Origin of the sequence: Methylocystis echinoides, assembly GCF_040687965.1 — a bacterium.
GTDB classification, from domain to species: Bacteria; Pseudomonadota; Alphaproteobacteria; order Rhizobiales; family Beijerinckiaceae; genus Methylocystis; species Methylocystis echinoides_A.
Window position 1 is genome coordinate 22,744 of record NZ_CP156084.1, and the last position, 17,708, is coordinate 40,451.

A 17,708-nucleotide genomic window follows, 5' to 3' on the forward strand; every position below is an offset into this window, starting at 1 on the left:
CAGCGCCAACGCGATAAACAGTAAAGTTCATGGCTTATGACTTGACAGTGAAGAATCTGATCAACACCAAAAAGAAATCACACAGACCACTCATTGAAAAGCGGAGCCATTGAATCAGTCCAGTCTATGCCAAAGCTTTACTAGCGATTGCCGTCCGGCAGTCGCGTCGTGCCGTCGAGCACGCCCATGATTTTGCGGATCATCCCCGGCGCGATGGCCGAGAGCGGATTGACGTTCACGACCGGCGACGAGAGCGAGCCGGTGAGCCGGTAACTCAAGGCGAAAATCCCCTCGTGCTGGCCGCCGGCGATCACGAAGCCGAGCACCGGAATATTCGAGAACAGGCTGTTCAGCGCATAGGCCGGGACATAGGAGCCCGCGAGATCGAGCCGGTCGCGGGGGAAGTCGACATAGCCGTCGAAGGTCATGCCGATCTCCGGGCCGGACATCACGCCCTCGCGCACCGAGAGGCGCCCGCTCGACCAGGTGAAGCCCGACTGCAACCGGCCCACGCGCACGGAGTCGGGGTCGAAGCGCATGTTGCCGCGATCGTCCGCGCGCTGGACGCCGCCCTGCGCCATGAGCTGGCGGATCGTCGGCTCGCCCTTGAGATAGAAATCGCGGATGCGGAGCATGCCCTCGGCGCCGTTCTGGCCGAGTTCGACGCTGGCGTTGAGAACGCCGCTTTCCATCTTCCGATAAATGTCGACGAAAGCCAGAAGCGAGCCCGCGTCATTGGTCGAGACCTCGATCGCGGGGTTGTTGTTCTGTCCGCGCGCGAGCGACACGGCCAACTGCTCACGGCCGAAATACCCCGTGAGCGAGACAGACTTCGGTCGCCCGCCGCGGCTCGACAGGCGGAAATCCACATTGGCGAGGATCTGTTTGCCATGGCCGGTGACGATCGGCGATTTGAACTCCACGTCGATATCGTCGCCCGCCCCCCTGCCGCCGCCGGCCGCCGGCTTGTCGGCGCCCGAGCGGATCAGCGAGCCGAGCATCGGCCGAGCGTCGAAATTCGAGCCCCGCGCCACGACCTTGATGGCGTCTCCGACGCGGGAAATATCGAGCCGCATGTCGTCGCCCGTCGAGAGCCGCGCCGGCGCCAGGCGCGCGGCGCGTAGCGCCCCCTCTTTTGTCAGTTCGATCACCCCCTGGGCCTGCGCCGGGCTTGCGTCGAAACTGAATTGGTCGAGCGCAATCCCCTCGCCGCGCTTCACGATGACGAAGGACGCCCGCGCCGGCCTCCCCGCGGGCTTGGACAGACCGGGGATCGGATTGTCGAACACGGTCCGCGTCAGATCGAGCTCGATATGCGTGTTGAGATCTTCGACCGGCAGCGGCGTCTTGACGATGGCCGACACTGGACCGCTGACGCCGGCGAGCGCGTAGCCTGCGCGCTGGCGCGCGGCGTCGTCGAAAGTGAAGGTCATCTGCGCCTGCGCCGGCCCCGTTTCGCCGAAGCCGCGCCGTACGTCGAGCGTGGCCGCCGCGCCGTAGATTTTGCCGCCTCCGCTCACATGCAGGCCGGTGCGATCGGCGAGCACCCGCAGCGTCGCCCCCTCGAGCCGCTCTTTGCCGATCAGCCGATCGACGACAAGATTGCTCGCGGTCGCGTCGATCGCGAAGGTCGTCTTTTCCTCGCGCGCCTTGTCGCCGATTTCGAAGTCGATTTTGAGCTCGCCGTCGATCTGGCCCTTGATGGCGCCAGGGTCGACGGGGATCGAGGCGTGGCGCTTGATCGTTGGGAGAGAGAGAACGTCCGCCACCGCCTCGACGCTGCCGGCGACCCTCATGTCCAGCACGGCGGGGGTCGGACGCAGCGCGTTGTCGGCGACCGAAAATCTTCCCTGTTCGATGGACAGCTTGCGGCCGGGCGCGGTTTCCAGCGCGCCCGACGACGCCTCGAAGGACGACGTTCGGCCGGTAACGTGCAGACGCCCGTTGATGCCGGTCAAGGCCGCCATGCCCGGCAAGACGTCGGTGACGCTGGCGTTGACAATCTCGCCCGTCACCTCGACGGATTCATCCTGCGGCGGGCGCTCGTAACGCATGGCCGTGAGCGCGGCCTCGTCGAAATCCCCTGCCGCATGGGCGCGGCGGATCACGCCGGTCGGCACATGGTCGACGAACCAGGTCCGCACGGAGGCCGTGACATGCGTCGGCCAAAGACGCGACAGCGCGCGAATCTGCGTGTTCTCGACATCGAGCGTATAAGCGACGCGCGTGGCCCCGCGATACGTCAGCGCGCCGGTCGCGGCGACGCGCAGGTCGGGGCCGGCAAAGGCGAATTTGTCGACGACCACGCGCCCCTGCCCGTTCATGAGCCGGGCTGCGAGCGCGCCGTCGTTGACCACCAAGGTCATTTCCCCAGCCCGCTCGGGCGTGATCTGCGTCGGCCTGACGAGGCGCACCGCAATCGTCCAGGCGTCGGCGCCGGGGTCGGCGCCGGGCGGCGGTTCGATCGGCGGCGCGGCCTCGCCGGACAACGCCATGTCGAACCCGCCCGCCTTGAACTGAAAGGGGGCGATGACGAGCTTGCGCTCGCGCCGGCTCCAGGCGGCCTGTCCGGCGATGCGCTGGATCATCACCGGCTCATGGTCCGGTTCGTCGAGGCGGAAAAAGCCCTTGCCGACCTCGAAAGCGCCCTTGGCGTCGAGCACGATGTCGTCGGGCGAAAGCGAGAAGCTCATGTCGACGCCGAGCGGCGCGTCGGTGTCGAAGCCTGTCGTGCGGAAGCCGCCGATCAAGGCGATTTCGTCGATGGTCAGATCGCGCACATGCGCCACGAAGGAGCGTGACTGGCCCGGCGCGCCTTTCGCGGCCGCCGTCGCCGTCCAGCGTCCGGAGGGCCCGGTCGCGGCGAGGTTGAAGCGCATGGCCCCCTCGCTCTTGGTCAGGCTGATGGCGACGTCCTTGTAGACGATCACGCGGTCGATGGTGCGATCGTCGATCGTCAGCCGCCCCTGCATCAGGCCGAGCCGGTCGAGCGTCCCGACCGGAGAGTTGCGGCTCGTCGCGAAGTCCATCAGGCTGCGCAGCGCGGCGGCGCCGGTCTTGAGCAGCGCGACGCGCTCCGGCTCGACGACGGGCGTGGGCGCGGATTCGAGGGACGGCGGGACGATTTTCGTGGCGGTGACGGGGTCCGCGCCGGCTGAAAAGGCGACCGTTCCATCCGCCTGAACCGAGAGCCTCAGGTCCAGATCGAGCGCCTCGAGACGACGCGGCTTGATCTGGCCGATCAGCAGCGAGGGCCAGTCGAGCGACAATTCGGCGCGCGGCGCAGCGAGAATGGCGCGGCCCTCTCCCCTCACGACCAGACCGTCGATCGACAAGGTCGGCCCGCTGGCGCTGCTCGCGATCGAGGCGCCGCGAAGCTCGAAATCGAACTGTCCGGCGAAGCGTTCGTCCAACGACGCGACGATGCGCGGCGACAGCCATGTCAGGCTGATCGGCCCCTGCGACAGCAGAATAAAGAAGACGCCGACCGCGACGCAGAGCAGCGCCAGAGCGACGAGGCCGCCAAAGGCCGCTATCCGCAGCCACCCGGCGGCGTACGCGCGCGCACCCTCCCGCGCCGGCGGCGCCGGGACGCCCCGCCGATCGCCGCGATCCTCGCGCCCGAACTGGTCTGTCAAATATCCTCGCTACGGGCTCACGGCGCCCTAAATCGGCGCTTGCCTGTCGAGCGGCGCACTTGCCCCAGCGGCGCCATCCCTGCATTGTTCAGCTCAATTTTAGCGGCGGTTGCGACGAAAGGAAGGCGCAATGGCGACGAAAGCGGCAAGCAAGAAACCGGCGACGGTCAAGTCCCCTGAAAAACCAGCCGAAAAAAAAGCAGGCTCTTCAGCAGTCAAGGTCAAGGCGGGGACGGAAGGGCCAGCCTCGAAGAAGATCGAGCCCCCCGCGCCCGTCGCTCTGTTGAAAGAAGGAGACCTGGCCCCCGCTTTCTCGCTTCCGGGCGCCGGCGGCGAGACCGTCGCCCTCGCCGCGCTCGCGGGCAAGAAGGTGGTCCTTTACTTCTATCCCAAGGACGACACCTCGGGCTGCACCAAGGAGGCCATCGAGTTCAACGCCCTGCGCGACAAATTCGCCAAGGCGAAAACCGTCGTCATCGGCATGTCGCCTGACTCTTCAAAGAGCCACGACAAGTTCCGCGAGAAGTATCAACTCGCCCTGCCGCTCGCCGCCGACGAAACCAAGGAAACGCTCGCCTCCTACGGCGTTTGGGTCGAGAAAAGCATGTATGGGCGCAAATATATGGGCGTCGAACGCTCGACCTTTCTCATCGACGAGACGGGCCGCATCGCGAAAATCTGGCGCAAGGTGAAAGTGCCGGGCCACGCCGAGGAGGTGCTGGCCGCCGCGGCGGCGCTGTAGGCGCCTTTGCCCGCTCGATACGCCCCGTTCTGGCCGGGACACGCGCGGCCAGAACGGACACGCCCCCTCAGTGCTCATGCTCCGCCGGCGGGGCGGCGTCAGCCGCAGCGCCGCCGCCCTGCGCTTTTTTGGCGAGAATTTTGGAGACGTCCTCTTCGCCCTTCTTGGCGGGAGCGAGATCGGGCTTGAGCGCCAGCGCCGCGGCGTAATCCGCTTTGGCGCGCTCGAAGTCCTTCTTGGCGCGCCAGGCGTTGGCGCGGTTCAACAGCGCCGTCGGATTCTTGGGGTCGAGCTTTGCGGCCGCCTCGAAGTCGGCGAGCGCCTTGTCGTAATCGCCCTTGGCGTAGTAGCAGCCGCCGCGACCGATCAAAGCCGGCGCAAGCTTTTGGTTGCGCTTCAGCGCCTCCGAATAGTCGGCGATGGCGCGGTCGTGATCGCCTTTCGCGTGGTAATAATTTGCCCGCGCGGCGACGGGCGCGGCCGAATTGTGGTCGAGCTTGATGGCCGCTTCGACGTCGGCGAGCGCCTTTTCCGCCTCGCCTTTGGCGCGCCACGCGGAGGCCCGCGCCATCAACGCTGCGACATTGTTCTTCGCTTTGGCGATCGACTGATCGTAATCCGCGATGGCCGCGTCCAGGTCGCCTTTGGCGTGCTGGGCCGCGCCACGCGCCAGCAGCACGACCGCCGAGCCTGGGTCGACCTCGAGCGCCTTGCCGTAATCTTCGATCGCGTGAGCATAGTCGCCCTTCGCCTGATAACCGCCGGCGCGGTTCACATAGGCGGCGAGCTGATTGTGTTTGGATTCCTTGCCAATCTCGGAAATGACCTGCGTGCAGCCGGAAATACGTTCGTCCGGATTGGTCGAGCGGCAAAGCTTCCAGCCGGGACTGACGCCGCCGGCGTGAGCGGCCAAGGCCTGCGACGCTCCAAAGCAGCCGGCGCAAATCATCAGTGCCGCCGCCCGGGCGGCGTTGCGGAACGAGGCGACCATGTGTGGATAGGCTCCGTGAAAAAAGAGTGGCGCGGCGATCCTACTCGCGCGGCGCCGGCGCGCAAATGCAATTTTCCAAGGTTGCGCGCGGCCGAGGCCCGGTTAGGCTTAGCCTGTCTTCGACGATTCGGGAGTTTGCCGTGATAGTGTCGACCACCAACGAGATTGCGGGCTACCGCGTCGTGCGTCATCTCGGGCTGGTGCGGGGCATTACGGTGCGTTCGCGATCCGTCGTCGGCAATCTGGTCGGCGGCCTGCAAGGCGTTTTCGGCGGCAAGCTCTCGGTTTACGTCGAGCTCGCCGAAACGGCGCGGCAGGAGGCGTTCGACCATATGTGCGAGCACGCCGCGCAAGGGGGCGCGAACGCCGTCATTGGAATGCGTTACGACGCCAACGAAATCATGGACGGCGTGACGGAAGTGCTGGCCTATGGCACGGCCGTTCTGGTCGAGCGCGCCGCATAATGTCAAAAATGCTTCTGCCCCACGGCGAAAATGGGTAAACTACATTTCGATGAGCCTGTTGACCACCACCGATGAACTTGCAACCGTTTGCGACCGGTTTGCGCGCCACCCGTTTGTGACCGTCGATACCGAATTCCTGCGCGAAACAACCTTTTGGCCGAAAGTCTGCGTAATTCAGATCGCTTCGCCTCAGGAGGCTGTGGCGATCGACGCGCTCGCCGACGGCATCGATCTCTCGCCTTTTTTCGCGTTGATGGCGAATGAGGCGGTCGTCAAGGTATTCCACGCCGCCCGTCAGGACCTCGAAATCATCTGGCGCCTCGCCCGACTCATTCCGGCCCCGCTTTTCGACACCCAGGTCGCGGCCATGGTCTGCGGTTTCGGCGAGCAGGCCTCGTATCTCGAGCTCGTGAAGGCGATCACCCGGGCCAATCTCGACAAATCGTCGCGCTTCACCGACTGGTCGCGCCGCCCCTTGTCGCCGGCGCAAATCGATTATGCGATCGCCGACGTCACCTATCTGCGCGACATCTACACCACGCTCCAGGCGCGGCTGGAGCGCTCCAACCGGCTGCACTGGCTGGCCGACGAGATGGAGACGCTGACGTCGCCGGCGACCTACGAACAGCATCCCGAAAACGCCTGGGAACGGCTGCGCCATCGCGCCCGCAAACCCCGGGATCTCGCGGTGCTGATGGAGCTCGCCGCCTGGCGCGAGGCGGAGGCGCAGAGCCGCGACGTGCCGCGCTCGCGCGTGCTCAAAGACGACGTTTTGATCGAGATTGCGCAGTCGGCCCCCAAAAATGCCGAGGCGCTCGCCAATCTTCGCTCCTTCCCCAAGGGCATGGAGCGGTCTCGCGCGGGCGCGGAGATTCTGGCCGCCGTGGAGCGCGGTCTCGCCCGCGACCCCAGCGGCGTTCCGCGCATCGAGCGGGAAAGACGCGGCTCGAACGGCGCAACGGTCGAGCTGCTCAAGGTCCTGCTGCGTCAGGTGACGGAGCAGACCGGCGTCGCCGCGAAGATGATCGCCACGGTCGAGGACCTGGAGGCCATCGCCAGCGACGACCGGGCCGACGTGCCGGCGCTCAAGGGCTGGCGCCGGACCATCTTCGGCGAAAAAGCGCTCGAGCTGAAGCGCGGGCGGCTGGCGCTCGCCGTCGAGAACGGCAAGGTCGTCACCTTCGACTGGCAGGACGCCGAAAACGCATCCCTGTCCCGCTCGAGCGACGCCGCCGCTGAAGCGCCCGCCGAGGCCTCCGCCTCAAACTGAGCGAGCGGCCCTTCTGCCGACGCGCGTCCGCGACCATCGGACGCGGATGCGCGCGCACGCCAGAAGCAGACCGCCGATAGCCTGAAAATGAGGCGCTGAGCGAGATTTTCGCCGCTCAGGAAAGAGGCCCTCTGATCGATTATTTCTATCGGCCGCGCTTGCAGGCCCTTGTCGTGGCGGGCCTTTCCCATCGCTTCAGCAAAGGCTTCCGGCGCCTGCATCATGGGCGCCGGATTGGCGGCGCGACCATCGAAACAGCGCGGTAGATCATGGCGGAAACGGGGATTTTTGCAGCGCGTCATTGAAATGCTGCAACGCAAGAATACCTTTACTCAGCGTTCGGTTCGCTGCCTGAGAGGTGGCGGATGGGACGCATGATCGCTCTGTCCTCCCCAGAGCGATAGAAGAAAGGAATAAATGATGAAAACACGGCTTATCGCGCAGGCGCTCGGCGCCTTTGCCCTGGCGGCGGCGACCCCCGTGTCGGCCGCCGACTCCTGGTCCGAGTCGATGATGAAGCCGCTGATGGCGACGAGTCTCGACGCCGGCGGCGCCCATGTTGTGAGCTACTTCCTACCCGTCTCGGGCGCCTGCCGCCTGACCATGATGATCGCAGGCGACGATCCCGAGTCGAAGAGCGCCTCCCCGACCCGCATCCAGCTTACCGTCGAACCGGGACGCGCCGCCTATATCGACGACGCCGACGGCAAGACCTCGCGCTTCACCTGCCTCTACAGCGCCGAAGCGATGAATGTCATCCGCACGGAGCGCGTCGCGCTCGCCCCGGCGCGATAGCCATCGTTCAGGCGGCCACGCGCGCGTGGCCGCCTTGCCCAAAAGTTACTGGATCTATTTACTTTTCGGCCGCTGGTCATTGTGACCCCAATAGACGCCCACTAGCCTCTCGTCATCAAAAAGACAGACAAGAGGGAGCCCATGACGACCCTTTATGAGCGTCTCGGCGGAGAGAAGGCGGTCGACGCGGCGGTGGAGCTGTTTTATCGCAGAGTGCTGGCTGACGGCCGAATCGCGCGGTTCTTCGACGGCGTTGACATGGACCAGCAGATCGCCAAGCAAAAGTCCTTCCTGACGATGGCCTTCGGCGGGCCCAACGCCTACTCCGGCCTCGACATGCGCAACGCGCACAAGCGCCTCGTGGAGAAAGGTCTCAACGACTCCCACGTCGACGCCGTGATCGAGAATTTGAACAGCACGCTGCGGCAGCTCGGGGTTCCCGAGAAGGAGGTCCGGGAAGTCGCGGCGCTGGCGGACTCGGTGCGCGCCGACGTGTTGGGGCGCTCGGCGGCTTGATGCGCCTCACCTATCGGGATCGCCCGGTTGACGTCGCGCCCGGCGAAACGGTTCTCGACGCCCTGTTGCGCGCGGGCGTCGAGGCCCCCTGCTCCTGTCGGGCCGGACAGTGCCAGACCTGCCTGCATCGCGCGACGGAGGGCGTCCCGCCGCCGGAGTCGCAGAATGGTCTCACGCCCGCGCAGAAGTCGCTGGGCTATTTCCTGGCCTGCATCTGCCGGCCGAGCGAGCCGCTGACGATTGCGCCGCCAGATGATGCGGGCGCGCGGATCGAGGCCGTCGTACGGGCGCTCGAATTCCTCTCGCACGACGTCCTGCGCTTGCGCATCGAAGCGGAGCGCTTCGCCTATCGTCCGGGGCAGTTCCTGGAGCTGATCGCCGAGGAAGACTTGCGGCGGCATTATTCGCTGGCGAGCCACCCCGAGGAAGATCCGTTCCTCGAATTGCATATCCGCCTGCATCCAAACGGCCGCATGAGCCGTCGCCTCAAGGCCGACCTGCGCCCGGGTCACAGGGTGCATGTCGCCGGGCCGCGCGGGACCTGCTTCTACGAAGGCGTCGACAAGGAGCAGCCGCTGGCGCTGATCGGCGCCGGCACGGGGCTCGCCCCGCTCTATGGCGTGCTGCGCGACGCGCTGCGCCAGGGCCATCACGGGCCAATCCGGCTCTATCACGGCGCGCGCGAACGCAAGGGGCTCTATCTGACCGAGGAATTGCAGGCGCTGGCGGGCATGCGGGACAATGTCGAGTATGTTTCTGCCACGCTCGACTCCGGCGGCGACATCGCCGCTCTTGCGCTCGAACGCGAAGCGCCGCGCGTCGCAGAGACGGCGTTCTTTCTCTGCGGCGGCGAGAATCTGGTGAAAAGACTGAAGCGCGATCTCTTCATGGCCGGCGCCAGCCTGAAGGCGATCCGCTCCGACGCGTTCACGCCGGCGAGCGGATAACCGACGTTCACACTGCCCTTGCGCTTCGAAACTTCGCCTAAGAACCAATCTCAATGACCGCATCCGACCCCAGCAATCGGCCGAGCGTCTTGAGTCTGTTGAGAACGCGGTCGCTTGCAAGGTCGGCGTAATCGGCTGGCAGCGTCAGCGCCAACACGCCTTTGCGCATCGCCAGACTCGTGCGCGGCAGAACGCCCGGCATCGACGCCGACAAAAGATAGGCGGCGCGCATGGCGGCGCCGAGGATGCGGGCGCGCACGAAGAGCCGCGTCGTCAGCAGGCTGCGCACAATGCCGATCCCCGCGCCCCCGTCGGGCCCTTCGTGACGGATCACGATGGCAAGGGAGAGGTATGCGCGGCCGGGATGATCGACGGACACGAAAGGCCCCTGCGTAACGATATTCATCGCCCGCTCGGAGCGATATTCGGGATGGGCGCGCCAGGCGATGTCGGAGAGCAGGCAGGCGGCATGCCGCAGGCGCTTTTCTTCCGGCGTTTCGTCGATGTCGCTCGAGCCCAGGAAGGCGTCGGTCCAGGCGATGAGTTCGTCGCCATAGCCCGGCGCGCGGGCGAACATGCCTTCGAGTTCGCGCGACGCGGAGAGCAGCGGATCGATCTTGCGCTCGCTTTCCGAGAGACGCTCGAAAAGGAGGCCCTCGCGCACCCCCGCCGCCGAGATGACAATCTCGCGCGGCTTGGCGCGGCGGATGATTTCATCGAGCACGATCGCGCCGTAGGCGAGCAGCGGCCGACGCGCGGTCGAGACGACGTCGATGTCTTCGATCGCCGCGCTGTCGATATGTTCGACGAGCGCGGCGAAATCCGCCGCTTCGCCGGTCTGAATGCGGTAGTTGTGCATCACGCCGAGCGGATAGTTACGCTGGCGCATGTGCAGCTTCGCGAGCGAACGCCAGGTCCCGCCGACGGCGTAAAACGTGCGGGCTTTGAGCTGTTCGAGCGGCTTGGCGTCCGCGATCGCCTTGCGCGCGATGCGCGTCGCCTCCCGTGGCGAGCGCCGCGACGCGTCCATCAACGCCAGCCCGCCGAGCGGCAGCGTGACGCCCTTGCCGAGCGCGTCGCCCGTCACGTCGATGAGTTCGAGCGAGCCGCCGCCGAGATCGCCGACGACGCCGTCGGGCTGATGGATCGAAGAGATGACGCCGAAGGCGGAGAGCTCCGCCTCGCGCCGGCCGGGCAACAGGCTGATCTCCCGGCCGATGGCCTTGCGTGCCGCGTCGAGGAAGGCCGGACCATTCTGCGCGTCGCGCGCCGCCGCCGTGGCGATGACCTCGATGTCGAGCACGCCCATCATGTCGCACAGAGCGCGATAGCGGCGCAGCGCCTTGAGCGCCTTGTCGACGCCCTCCTCGGGCAGGCGGCCCGTGGTGACGACGCCTTTGCCGAGGCCGCACATGGCCTTTTCGTTGAAGATGGGCGTCGGCGCGCGCGAGAGCCCCTGATAGGCGACAAGACGCACGGAGTTCGAGCCGATGTCGACGATGGCGACCGGCCGAGCGGCGCTCGGCGCGGGCTGCTCGACCGGATGCGGACGCAAGAAACGCTTAAGCATCTTGCTTTCGTTTCAGGAGCGAACGCGGGCGCGATTCTTTCAAGGATTTGCCGCGTCCCGACAGGCTCGGATGCGTCATGAAGTATTGATGGGCGTTGAACCGCTCGACGCCCTCGTCCGGCGTGATGCGCTGCGAGGAGCCATCGGGCAGGACGCGATAGCTCTGCTCATTGTCCATGAGATTGGCGAGCATGATCTGATCGAGCAATTGCTGATGCACGGTCGGATTGACGATCGGCAGCAGCACCTCGACGCGACGGTCGAGATTGCGCGGCATCAGATCGGCGGAAGAAATATAAACATGCGCGCGCGGATGCGGCAGCGAATGGCCGCCGCCGAAGGCGTAGACGCGCGCATGTTCGAGAAAGCGTCCGACGATCGACTTGACGCGGATGTTTTCAGACAGTCCCTTCACGCCCGGCCGCAGACAGCAAATGCCGCGCACGACGCAATCGATGGAGACGCCGGCCTGCGACGCGCCATAAAGCGCGTCGATGATCTCGGGATCGACCAGCGCATTGCATTTCAGCCAGATCGCGCCGGGCTTGCCCGCTTTGACGGATTCTTTCTCCTGCTCGATATGCTCGAGGAGCTTTTTCTTCAGCGAAATCGGCGACACCGACATGCGCTCGAGGCCGGCGGGTTCCGCATAGCCGGTGATGTAGTTGAAGATGCGCGACACGTCGCGGCCGATCGCCGGATCGGCGGTAAAGAGCGAGATATCCGTATAAACCCGCGCCGTCACCGGATGATAATTGCCCGTGCCGATATGACAGTAGGTGGCGAGCCCCGAGCCTTCGCGACGCACGACCATGGAAAGCTTGGCGTGCGTCTTGAGTTCGATGAAGCCGAACACGACCTGCGCGCCGGCGCGCTCGAGATCGCGCGCCCAGCGGATATTGGCCTCCTCGTCGAAGCGCGCCTTCAGCTCGACGAGCGCGGTGACGGATTTGCCGGCCTCGGCGGCCTCGACCAGCGCGCGCACGATGGGGCTGTTGTTGGAGGTGCGATAGAGCGTCTGCTTGATCGCGACGACATTGGGATCGCGCGCCGCCTGCTGCAGAAATTGAATCACGACGTCGAAGGATTCGTACGGGTGATGGACCGCGAGGTCCTTCTGCTTGATGGCGAGGAAACAGTCGCCGCCATTGTCGCGCACGCGCTCGGGGAAGCGCGGATTATAGGGCTTGAACTTGAGGTCCGGCCGATCGAGCGCGACGAGTTCGGAAAGATCGTTCAAGGCCAGCATGCCGTCGATTTCGAAAGTCTCGTTCGGCTCGACTTCCAGTTCGTCCGCAACGAGGGCGCGCAGCGATTCCGGCATGTCGGCGGCGACTTCGAGCCGGATGACCGAGCCGCGGCGGCGCCGCTTCAAGGCGGTCTCGAAGAAGAGCACGAGATCTTCGGCCTCTTCCTCGACTTCGAGATCGCTGTCGCGAATGACGCGAAAGAGCCCCTGCCCGCGTAAGAGATAGCCGGGAAACAGCCGCTGCGCGTTCATCGCGATCAGGGTTTCGAGCAGCATGAAGCGCTCGCGCCCGCCGCCGGAATTGGGGAGATGCACGAAGCGTTCGATCTTAGGGGGCAATCGCACCAGCGCCTGAAGCGTCTTGCGGTCTCCGGGCCGCACCAGCTCCAGCGCCAGCGTGAAGCCGAGATTGGGGATAAACGGGAAAGGATGCGCCGGATCGACGGCGAGCGGCGTCAGGACCGGGAAGATGCGGTTGAGGAAGTGGTCCTCCAGCCACTCGCGATCCGCCTTGGAGACGTCGGCGGGTTCGACAATGCCGATGCCCACCTCCTCGATCTCGCGGCGCAGTTCGCGCCAGCGCCGTAACTGCTCATTGGTGAGCAGCACGACGCGCTCATTGATCTTGGCCAGTTGTTCGGTGGGCGTCAGTCCGTCCTGAGACACCGCGGTCAGCGCCGAGCGAATCTGCCCGCGCAGACCCGCGACGCGCACCATGAAGAACTCGTCGAGGTTGTTGGCGGAAATCGACAGGAAGCGGAGCTGTTCGAGAAGCGGATGGCGTCGGTTGGACGCCTCCTCCAGAACGCGGCGGTTGAACTCGAGCCAGGAAAGCTCGCGGTTGATGAAGCGGCGCGGCGAAACCGCGAGCTCTTCCGGATGCTCCAGAATTTCGCCGGCAGGGTCCATCACCTCGATGGCGGCAGCCTCGATCTCGGTCGCGCTGCGCGCCGTATTGTCTCTCACGTTGGCTGTCATGCCCGCTGTCCCGTTTTGCCCATATTGCCACAATGGCGTCGAAGCCGGCAGGAGGAAAAGCGCCTTCGTTCAAACCTCGGTCCCGCCCTCCGAAACGGCGAAACGCGCCAAGACTTCAGCCGCCAACGCCCGCGTCACCGGTCGTCGCCGGGCGAGCGCCTCGCGGTCCAGGGCCGCGACAAAAGCGCGCGCAGCGTCCAGGGACCGCTCCAGACGCAACGCCGCATAAGCAAGCGCCGGCGCCTCTACGATGAGTTGGCGGTCGCGAAACAGCTTGTCGAGCACCGCGCGCATCAGGTCGTCGTCCGGCGCGCCGATCTCCACCACAGGCGCGCGACGCAGGCGTGACAGAAGGTCCGGCAGTCCAATCTCCGCTGCGGTCGGCGGCCGCCGCGCGCTCATCAGCACGAAAAGGCGATGCTCGACGGCGAAGTTGAGCAGATGGAACAAGGCCGTCTCCTCCCGCACCTTCTCGAGGCTGTCGATGACGATGGCCGTGGGAGCGGCGTCGGCAAGCGCCGCGAGGGACGGCAGATTGGCGGGATCGGCCGCAAGCGCCTGCGCCCGGTCGCCAAAGATCGCCAGCAGGTGGCTCTTGCCGCTTCCTGGCGGCCCGATGAGCGTCAAGATGCGATCGGGCCAGTCCGGCCAGCGCTCGACCATGGCGAGCGCCGCCGCATTCGAGGGCGCGGCGAGAAAATCGGATCGTCCGAAGCGCGGGGCGAGCGGCAGCTCCAGCGGCAGCTGCGCGGGCCCGCGCCCGCCCTCGCCCATGACTTAGGCCCGATCGCGGGCGTAGGACGGATCGCGATAGAGTGCGCTCGCCCGATAGCGTCCGGCAAGGAAGCGCATGACGGCGCCCAGCGCGGCGGCGGCCGGCACGGCGACGATCAGCCCGGTGAAGCCGAACAGCGCGCCGAACGCGAGCAAAGCGAACATGATCCAGACAGGATGCAGGCCGACCGAGGCCCCGACGAGGCGCGGCGAGAGCACATAGCCGTCCATGATCAGGCCGGTGGTGACGATCGCCACCGCTTCGATCGGCAAATTGATTTGCGGCCAGGCCTGCACGATGGCGATGATGATGGACAGCACGAAGGCCGTGAGCGAGCCGACATAGGGAACGAAGCTCAGCACGCCGGAGATCACGCCGATGAGAAAGCCGAAGTTCAGCCCGATGGCGGAAAGACCGACGGCGTACCAGACGCCGAGAAAAAGGCACACCAGCGACTGGCCGCGCACGAAGCCGGCGAGCGCGCGGTTGATGTCGCGCGCCAGCATCCGCACATCGGCGCGATGGCGGGGCGGCACGAGATCGTCGATGATGTGAACCATGTGATCCCAGTCGAGCAGCATGTAAAAGGCCACGACCGGCGTGATGACGATGAGCGAGATCACATTGATGAGCGCATAGCCGCGCAGAAGCAGCGACTTGACGAAATCCCCGACGAGGACCGCGCTCTGGGAGACGAGATCGTTGAAATATTTCTCGACGTCGAGATTGGCGCCGGCGCCGCCGAGGCCGTATTTTTCGAGAAAGTCCTTGAAATACTGGCTGGAAAAGCGCGTGCTCCAGTCGAGGACGAGCCCGTGGAGCGTCTGCAGATAGCCTGGCAGCGCGGTGAGGAAGCCCGCGAGCTGATGGGTGAGGATCGGCAACAGAACGACGACCGCCGTGACGACGAAGGCGACGAAACCCGAGAGCAGCAGCAGCGCCGCGCCGAGTCGGGACGCGCCCCAGCGTTGCAGCCTGTCGGCGACCGGATCGAGCAGATAGCCGAGCGCGGTGCCGGCCACGAAAGGCGCCAGGACCGGGCTGAGCAGGTAGAGGATGACGGCGAGGATCAGGAGCGACACGCCCCAGAGCATCAACTGACGCTCCAGGCTCAGGCCCGCCCATTTGACCGTCACGACCCGGGCTTCTGGAGCCGCCGCAACGGGCGCCGCCGCCGACGACAAATCCATGGGCTTGCGCGCCGCCCGGCGACGGACGGCGCCCCCCTGCTCCTGCTTCGCCATGGCTCAAGGCCTCATATGCTGGACCCAGACCCACAGATAGACGGTCGCGGAAGCGAGCGTCAATGCGGCGACGCTGCCGATGAGGAGCGTTTCCAACGCTTCCAGCCGGAAGCCATAGGCCGCGCCGCCCAAGATGAGGGCGGCGAGCAGAAGCTGGACGGCGGTGGTGATTTTCGACGCGATATGCGGCCGCACCCTGATCGGCCGGGAAACGAACCAGGACACGCTCACGCCGCCGACAATCAGCGCGTCGCGCGAGACGATGAGAATGGCGAGCCAGACCGGCGCCTGGCCCATGATCGCCAGCGTGACATACATCGAGATGAGCAGCGCCTTGTCCGCAAGCGGATCGAGCACCGCCCCGAGCTCAGACTGAAGGTTAAAGGTCTTGGCGAGCCAGCCGTCGAGCGCGTCCGACGCGCCGGCGACGAGGAAAATCAGAAAGGCGGCCTGCCATCGCGCCTCGGTAATCATGGCGATGATCGCCGGCGTCAGCACCAGCCGCGCGATTGTGATGAGATTCGGCAGAAAGGCGAACCAGCGGGAAACCATGCCCCCTATGTGGCGCGCGGTGCGCCAATCACAATCCCCGGCGCCTGCCTGCCTGCATGACAAGCGCCGAGACGCCCAACGCCAGCGCCACGGCGCCGAGCAATAGGGTCGAAATGGCGTTGATTTGCGGCGAAACGCCGAGCCTGACCTGCGAATAAATGCGCATCGGCAGGGTGGTCGCCCCGGGTCCCGTGGCGAAGCTCGCGATGACGAGGTCGTCGAGCGAGAGAGTAAACGCCAGCAGAAAGGCGCTCGCCAGCGCCGGGAGGATCTGGGGCAGCGCAACCAGAACGAAGGCCTGCGCCGGTGTGGCGCCGAGATCCATCGCCGCCTCTTCGAGCGTCGGATCGCAGCCGCGCAACGCCGCGAGCAGCGCCACCGTGGTGAAGCACATGGTGAGCGTCACATGCCCGATGACCAGCGTCATGAAGCCGCGTCCGACGCCGAGCGCGACGAAGCAGGAGAGCAGCGCGAGGCCCAGCACCACTTCGGGCAGCACGAGCGGGGCGTGCACGGCCCCGAAAAACAGCATGCGCGAGCGAAAGCCGCCGAACCGCGCCAGCGCGACCGCCGCCAGAAGGCCGAGAAAGGTTGCGATCGCGCCCGACAAGAGAGCCGCCGAGAAGCTGATCTTGGCCGATTCGATCAGCAGGTCGTTGTCGAGAAGCGCCGCGTACCATTTGGTCGAGAAGCCGCCCCAGACCGAGACGAGCCGCGAGGCGTTGAAGCTCATGGCCGCCAGAATGACGATCGGCGCGTAAAGGAACACAAAGCCGAGGGCGAGCGTCGCGAGGCGCGCGACATTGGCGGAGCGGGTCACCTTCTCCCCTCCTCTTCCGACAGTCGCGCCCGCTCCCACAAGAGAAGCGGAACGAGCAGAATGGCGACGAGCGCCACGGCCGCCGCCGACGCCGCCGGCCAATCATGATTGGCGAAGAAATCGTTCCACAGCGTGCGGCCGATCATCAGCGTGTCCGAGCCGCCGAGCAGATCGGGAATGACGAACTCGCCGACCGCCGGGATGAAGACGAGCAGCGCCCCGGCGATGACGCCGTCGCGCGAGAGCGGCAGCGTCACGCGCAGAAAGACCTGCGCCGGCGTGGCGCCGAGATCGGCCGCCGCTTCGCGCAGGCTCGGGTCCTGTCCCTCGAGCGCCGCGTAGATCGGCAGCAGCATGAAAGGCAGATAAGAATAGACAATACCGATGATCACGGCGCTTTTGGTGGCGAAGATGACGAGCGGCGCGTCGATGACGCCGAGCGCCATCAGCGCCGTGTTGATCAGCCCCTCGTCCTTCAGCAAGGCGATCCAGGCGTAGACGCGGATGAGAAAGCTCGTCCAGAAAGGCGCGGCGGCGAGGCCGATGAGAAAGGGCCGCCACGCCCGCGGGCTGCGCGTCATGGCCAGCGCAAAAGGATAGGCGACGAGGAGCGTCGCAAAGGTCGAGACGGCGGCGATCCAGAGCGACGTTACATAGGCGTCGAAATAGAGGCTGTCGGAAACCAGCGCGCGATAATTTTCGAGCGTGAGCGTCTGCGCCTTGGCCCAGAACTCGGCAGCCGTATCGGAGAGATGGAAGCGCGGCTCATAGGGCGGTCGCGCCAGCGCCGAATGCGACAGCGAAATTTTCGCGATGAGCGCCATCGGCGCGAGAAAGAAAGCGGCGATCCAGAGGTAGGGGATCGCGAGCGTCAGCCGCTGGTAGAGCGAAAGGCGGCCGCGCTTCATGACACCTGCCTCGCAGCCGCACGCTCAAGCGACGGCGATGAGGCTCGCAGCGATCCTTCGAGACGGCTGCTGCGCAGCCTCCTCAGGATGAGGGCGAGACGGCTGCTGCGCAGCCTCCTCAGGATGAGGGCGAGACGGCTGCTGCGCAGCCTCCTCAGGATGAGGGCGAGACGGCTGCTGCGCAGCCTGCTCAGGATGAGGGCGAGACGGCTGCTGCGCAGCCTCCTCAGGATGAGGGGAGTTTTGCCG

15 protein-coding genes are annotated in these 17,708 nt (G+C 65.8%); 6 read left to right on the forward strand and 9 right to left on the reverse strand.

The features are described 5' to 3' along the window. Positions 1–140: 140 nt before the first annotated feature. Positions 141–3,638: an AsmA-like C-terminal region-containing protein gene (locus RVU70_RS00120; protein WP_363349063.1), complete on the reverse strand. Its 3,498-nt coding sequence runs from the start codon at positions 3,636–3,638 to the stop codon at positions 141–143. Positions 3,639–3,894: 256 nt separating this feature from the next. Here RVU70_RS00120 and RVU70_RS00125 point away from each other — a divergent pair, with 256 nt between their 5' ends. Beyond that, complete coding sequence (locus RVU70_RS00125) at positions 3,895–4,380, forward strand: peroxiredoxin (protein ID WP_405044889.1); 486 nt, start codon at positions 3,895–3,897, stop codon at positions 4,378–4,380. Between the two features lie 67 nt (positions 4,381–4,447). Here the strand turns inward: RVU70_RS00125 and RVU70_RS00130 are convergent, their stop codons facing one another. Then, positions 4,448–5,371, reverse strand: a complete 924-nt coding sequence (locus tag RVU70_RS00130; RefSeq protein ID WP_363349065.1) for a tetratricopeptide repeat protein — start codon at positions 5,369–5,371, stop codon at positions 4,448–4,450. Positions 5,372–5,511: 140 nt separating this feature from the next. Between RVU70_RS00130 and RVU70_RS00135 the strand changes: the two genes are divergently transcribed. The 5 genes from RVU70_RS00135 (at position 5,512) to RVU70_RS00155 (ending at position 9,363) form a co-directional block, all read left to right on the forward strand. Continuing rightward, on the forward strand, positions 5,512–5,835 hold the full coding sequence (locus RVU70_RS00135) for a YbjQ family protein (protein WP_363349067.1): 324 nt from the start codon (positions 5,512–5,514) through the stop codon (positions 5,833–5,835). A gap of 49 nt (positions 5,836–5,884) precedes the next feature. Then, positions 5,885–7,105 (forward strand): ribonuclease D, encoded by a 1,221-nt coding sequence (gene rnd, locus RVU70_RS00140; protein WP_363349069.1) that lies wholly within the window; start codon positions 5,885–5,887, stop codon positions 7,103–7,105. 417 nt (positions 7,106–7,522) lie between these two features. Then, positions 7,523–7,900, forward strand: coding sequence for a hypothetical protein (locus RVU70_RS00145; protein WP_363349071.1), 378 nt, complete (start codon positions 7,523–7,525; stop codon positions 7,898–7,900). 141 nt (positions 7,901–8,041) lie between these two features. Then, a complete protein-coding gene (locus RVU70_RS00150; RefSeq protein ID WP_363349073.1) occupies positions 8,042–8,416 on the forward strand; it encodes a group 1 truncated hemoglobin in 375 nt (124 codons plus the stop codon). Further along, positions 8,416–9,363, forward strand: a complete 948-nt coding sequence (locus tag RVU70_RS00155; protein WP_363349075.1) for a 2Fe-2S iron-sulfur cluster binding domain-containing protein — start codon at positions 8,416–8,418, stop codon at positions 9,361–9,363. Before RVU70_RS00150 ends, RVU70_RS00155 begins: the two co-directional genes overlap by 1 nt. 37 nt (positions 9,364–9,400) lie before the next feature. On the opposite strand, the gene ppx is transcribed toward RVU70_RS00155, so the two are convergent. From ppx to RVU70_RS00190, 7 genes are all read right to left on the reverse strand, one after another. Then, the gene (gene ppx / locus RVU70_RS00160; protein ID WP_363349077.1) at positions 9,401–10,933 is read right to left on the reverse strand and encodes an exopolyphosphatase; all 1,533 of its coding nucleotides are present in this window, start codon (positions 10,931–10,933) and stop codon (positions 9,401–9,403) included. Next, positions 10,926–13,160: an RNA degradosome polyphosphate kinase gene (locus RVU70_RS00165; protein ID WP_363349079.1), complete on the reverse strand. Its 2,235-nt coding sequence runs from the start codon at positions 13,158–13,160 to the stop codon at positions 10,926–10,928. Before RVU70_RS00165 ends, ppx begins: the two co-directional genes overlap by 8 nt. A gap of 69 nt (positions 13,161–13,229) precedes the next feature. Then, on the reverse strand, positions 13,230–13,934 hold the full coding sequence (locus RVU70_RS00170) for a hypothetical protein (protein WP_363349081.1): 705 nt from the start codon (positions 13,932–13,934) through the stop codon (positions 13,230–13,232). 3 nt (positions 13,935–13,937) lie between these two features. Beyond that, positions 13,938–15,179, reverse strand: coding sequence for an AI-2E family transporter (locus RVU70_RS00175; protein ID WP_363349083.1), 1,242 nt, complete (start codon positions 15,177–15,179; stop codon positions 13,938–13,940). Positions 15,180–15,182: 3 nt separating this feature from the next. Further along, positions 15,183–15,731, reverse strand: coding sequence for a CDP-alcohol phosphatidyltransferase family protein (locus RVU70_RS00180; protein WP_363349085.1), 549 nt, complete (start codon positions 15,729–15,731; stop codon positions 15,183–15,185). A 28-nt stretch (positions 15,732–15,759) separates the two neighbouring features. Then, a complete protein-coding gene (locus RVU70_RS00185; protein ID WP_363349087.1) occupies positions 15,760–16,551 on the reverse strand; it encodes an ABC transporter permease subunit in 792 nt (263 codons plus the stop codon). Next, the gene (locus tag RVU70_RS00190; RefSeq protein WP_363349089.1) at positions 16,548–17,459 is read right to left on the reverse strand and encodes an ABC transporter permease subunit; all 912 of its coding nucleotides are present in this window, start codon (positions 17,457–17,459) and stop codon (positions 16,548–16,550) included. The genes RVU70_RS00185 and RVU70_RS00190 overlap by 4 nt, the downstream gene beginning before the upstream one ends. Between the last annotated feature and the right edge of the window lie 249 nt (positions 17,460–17,708).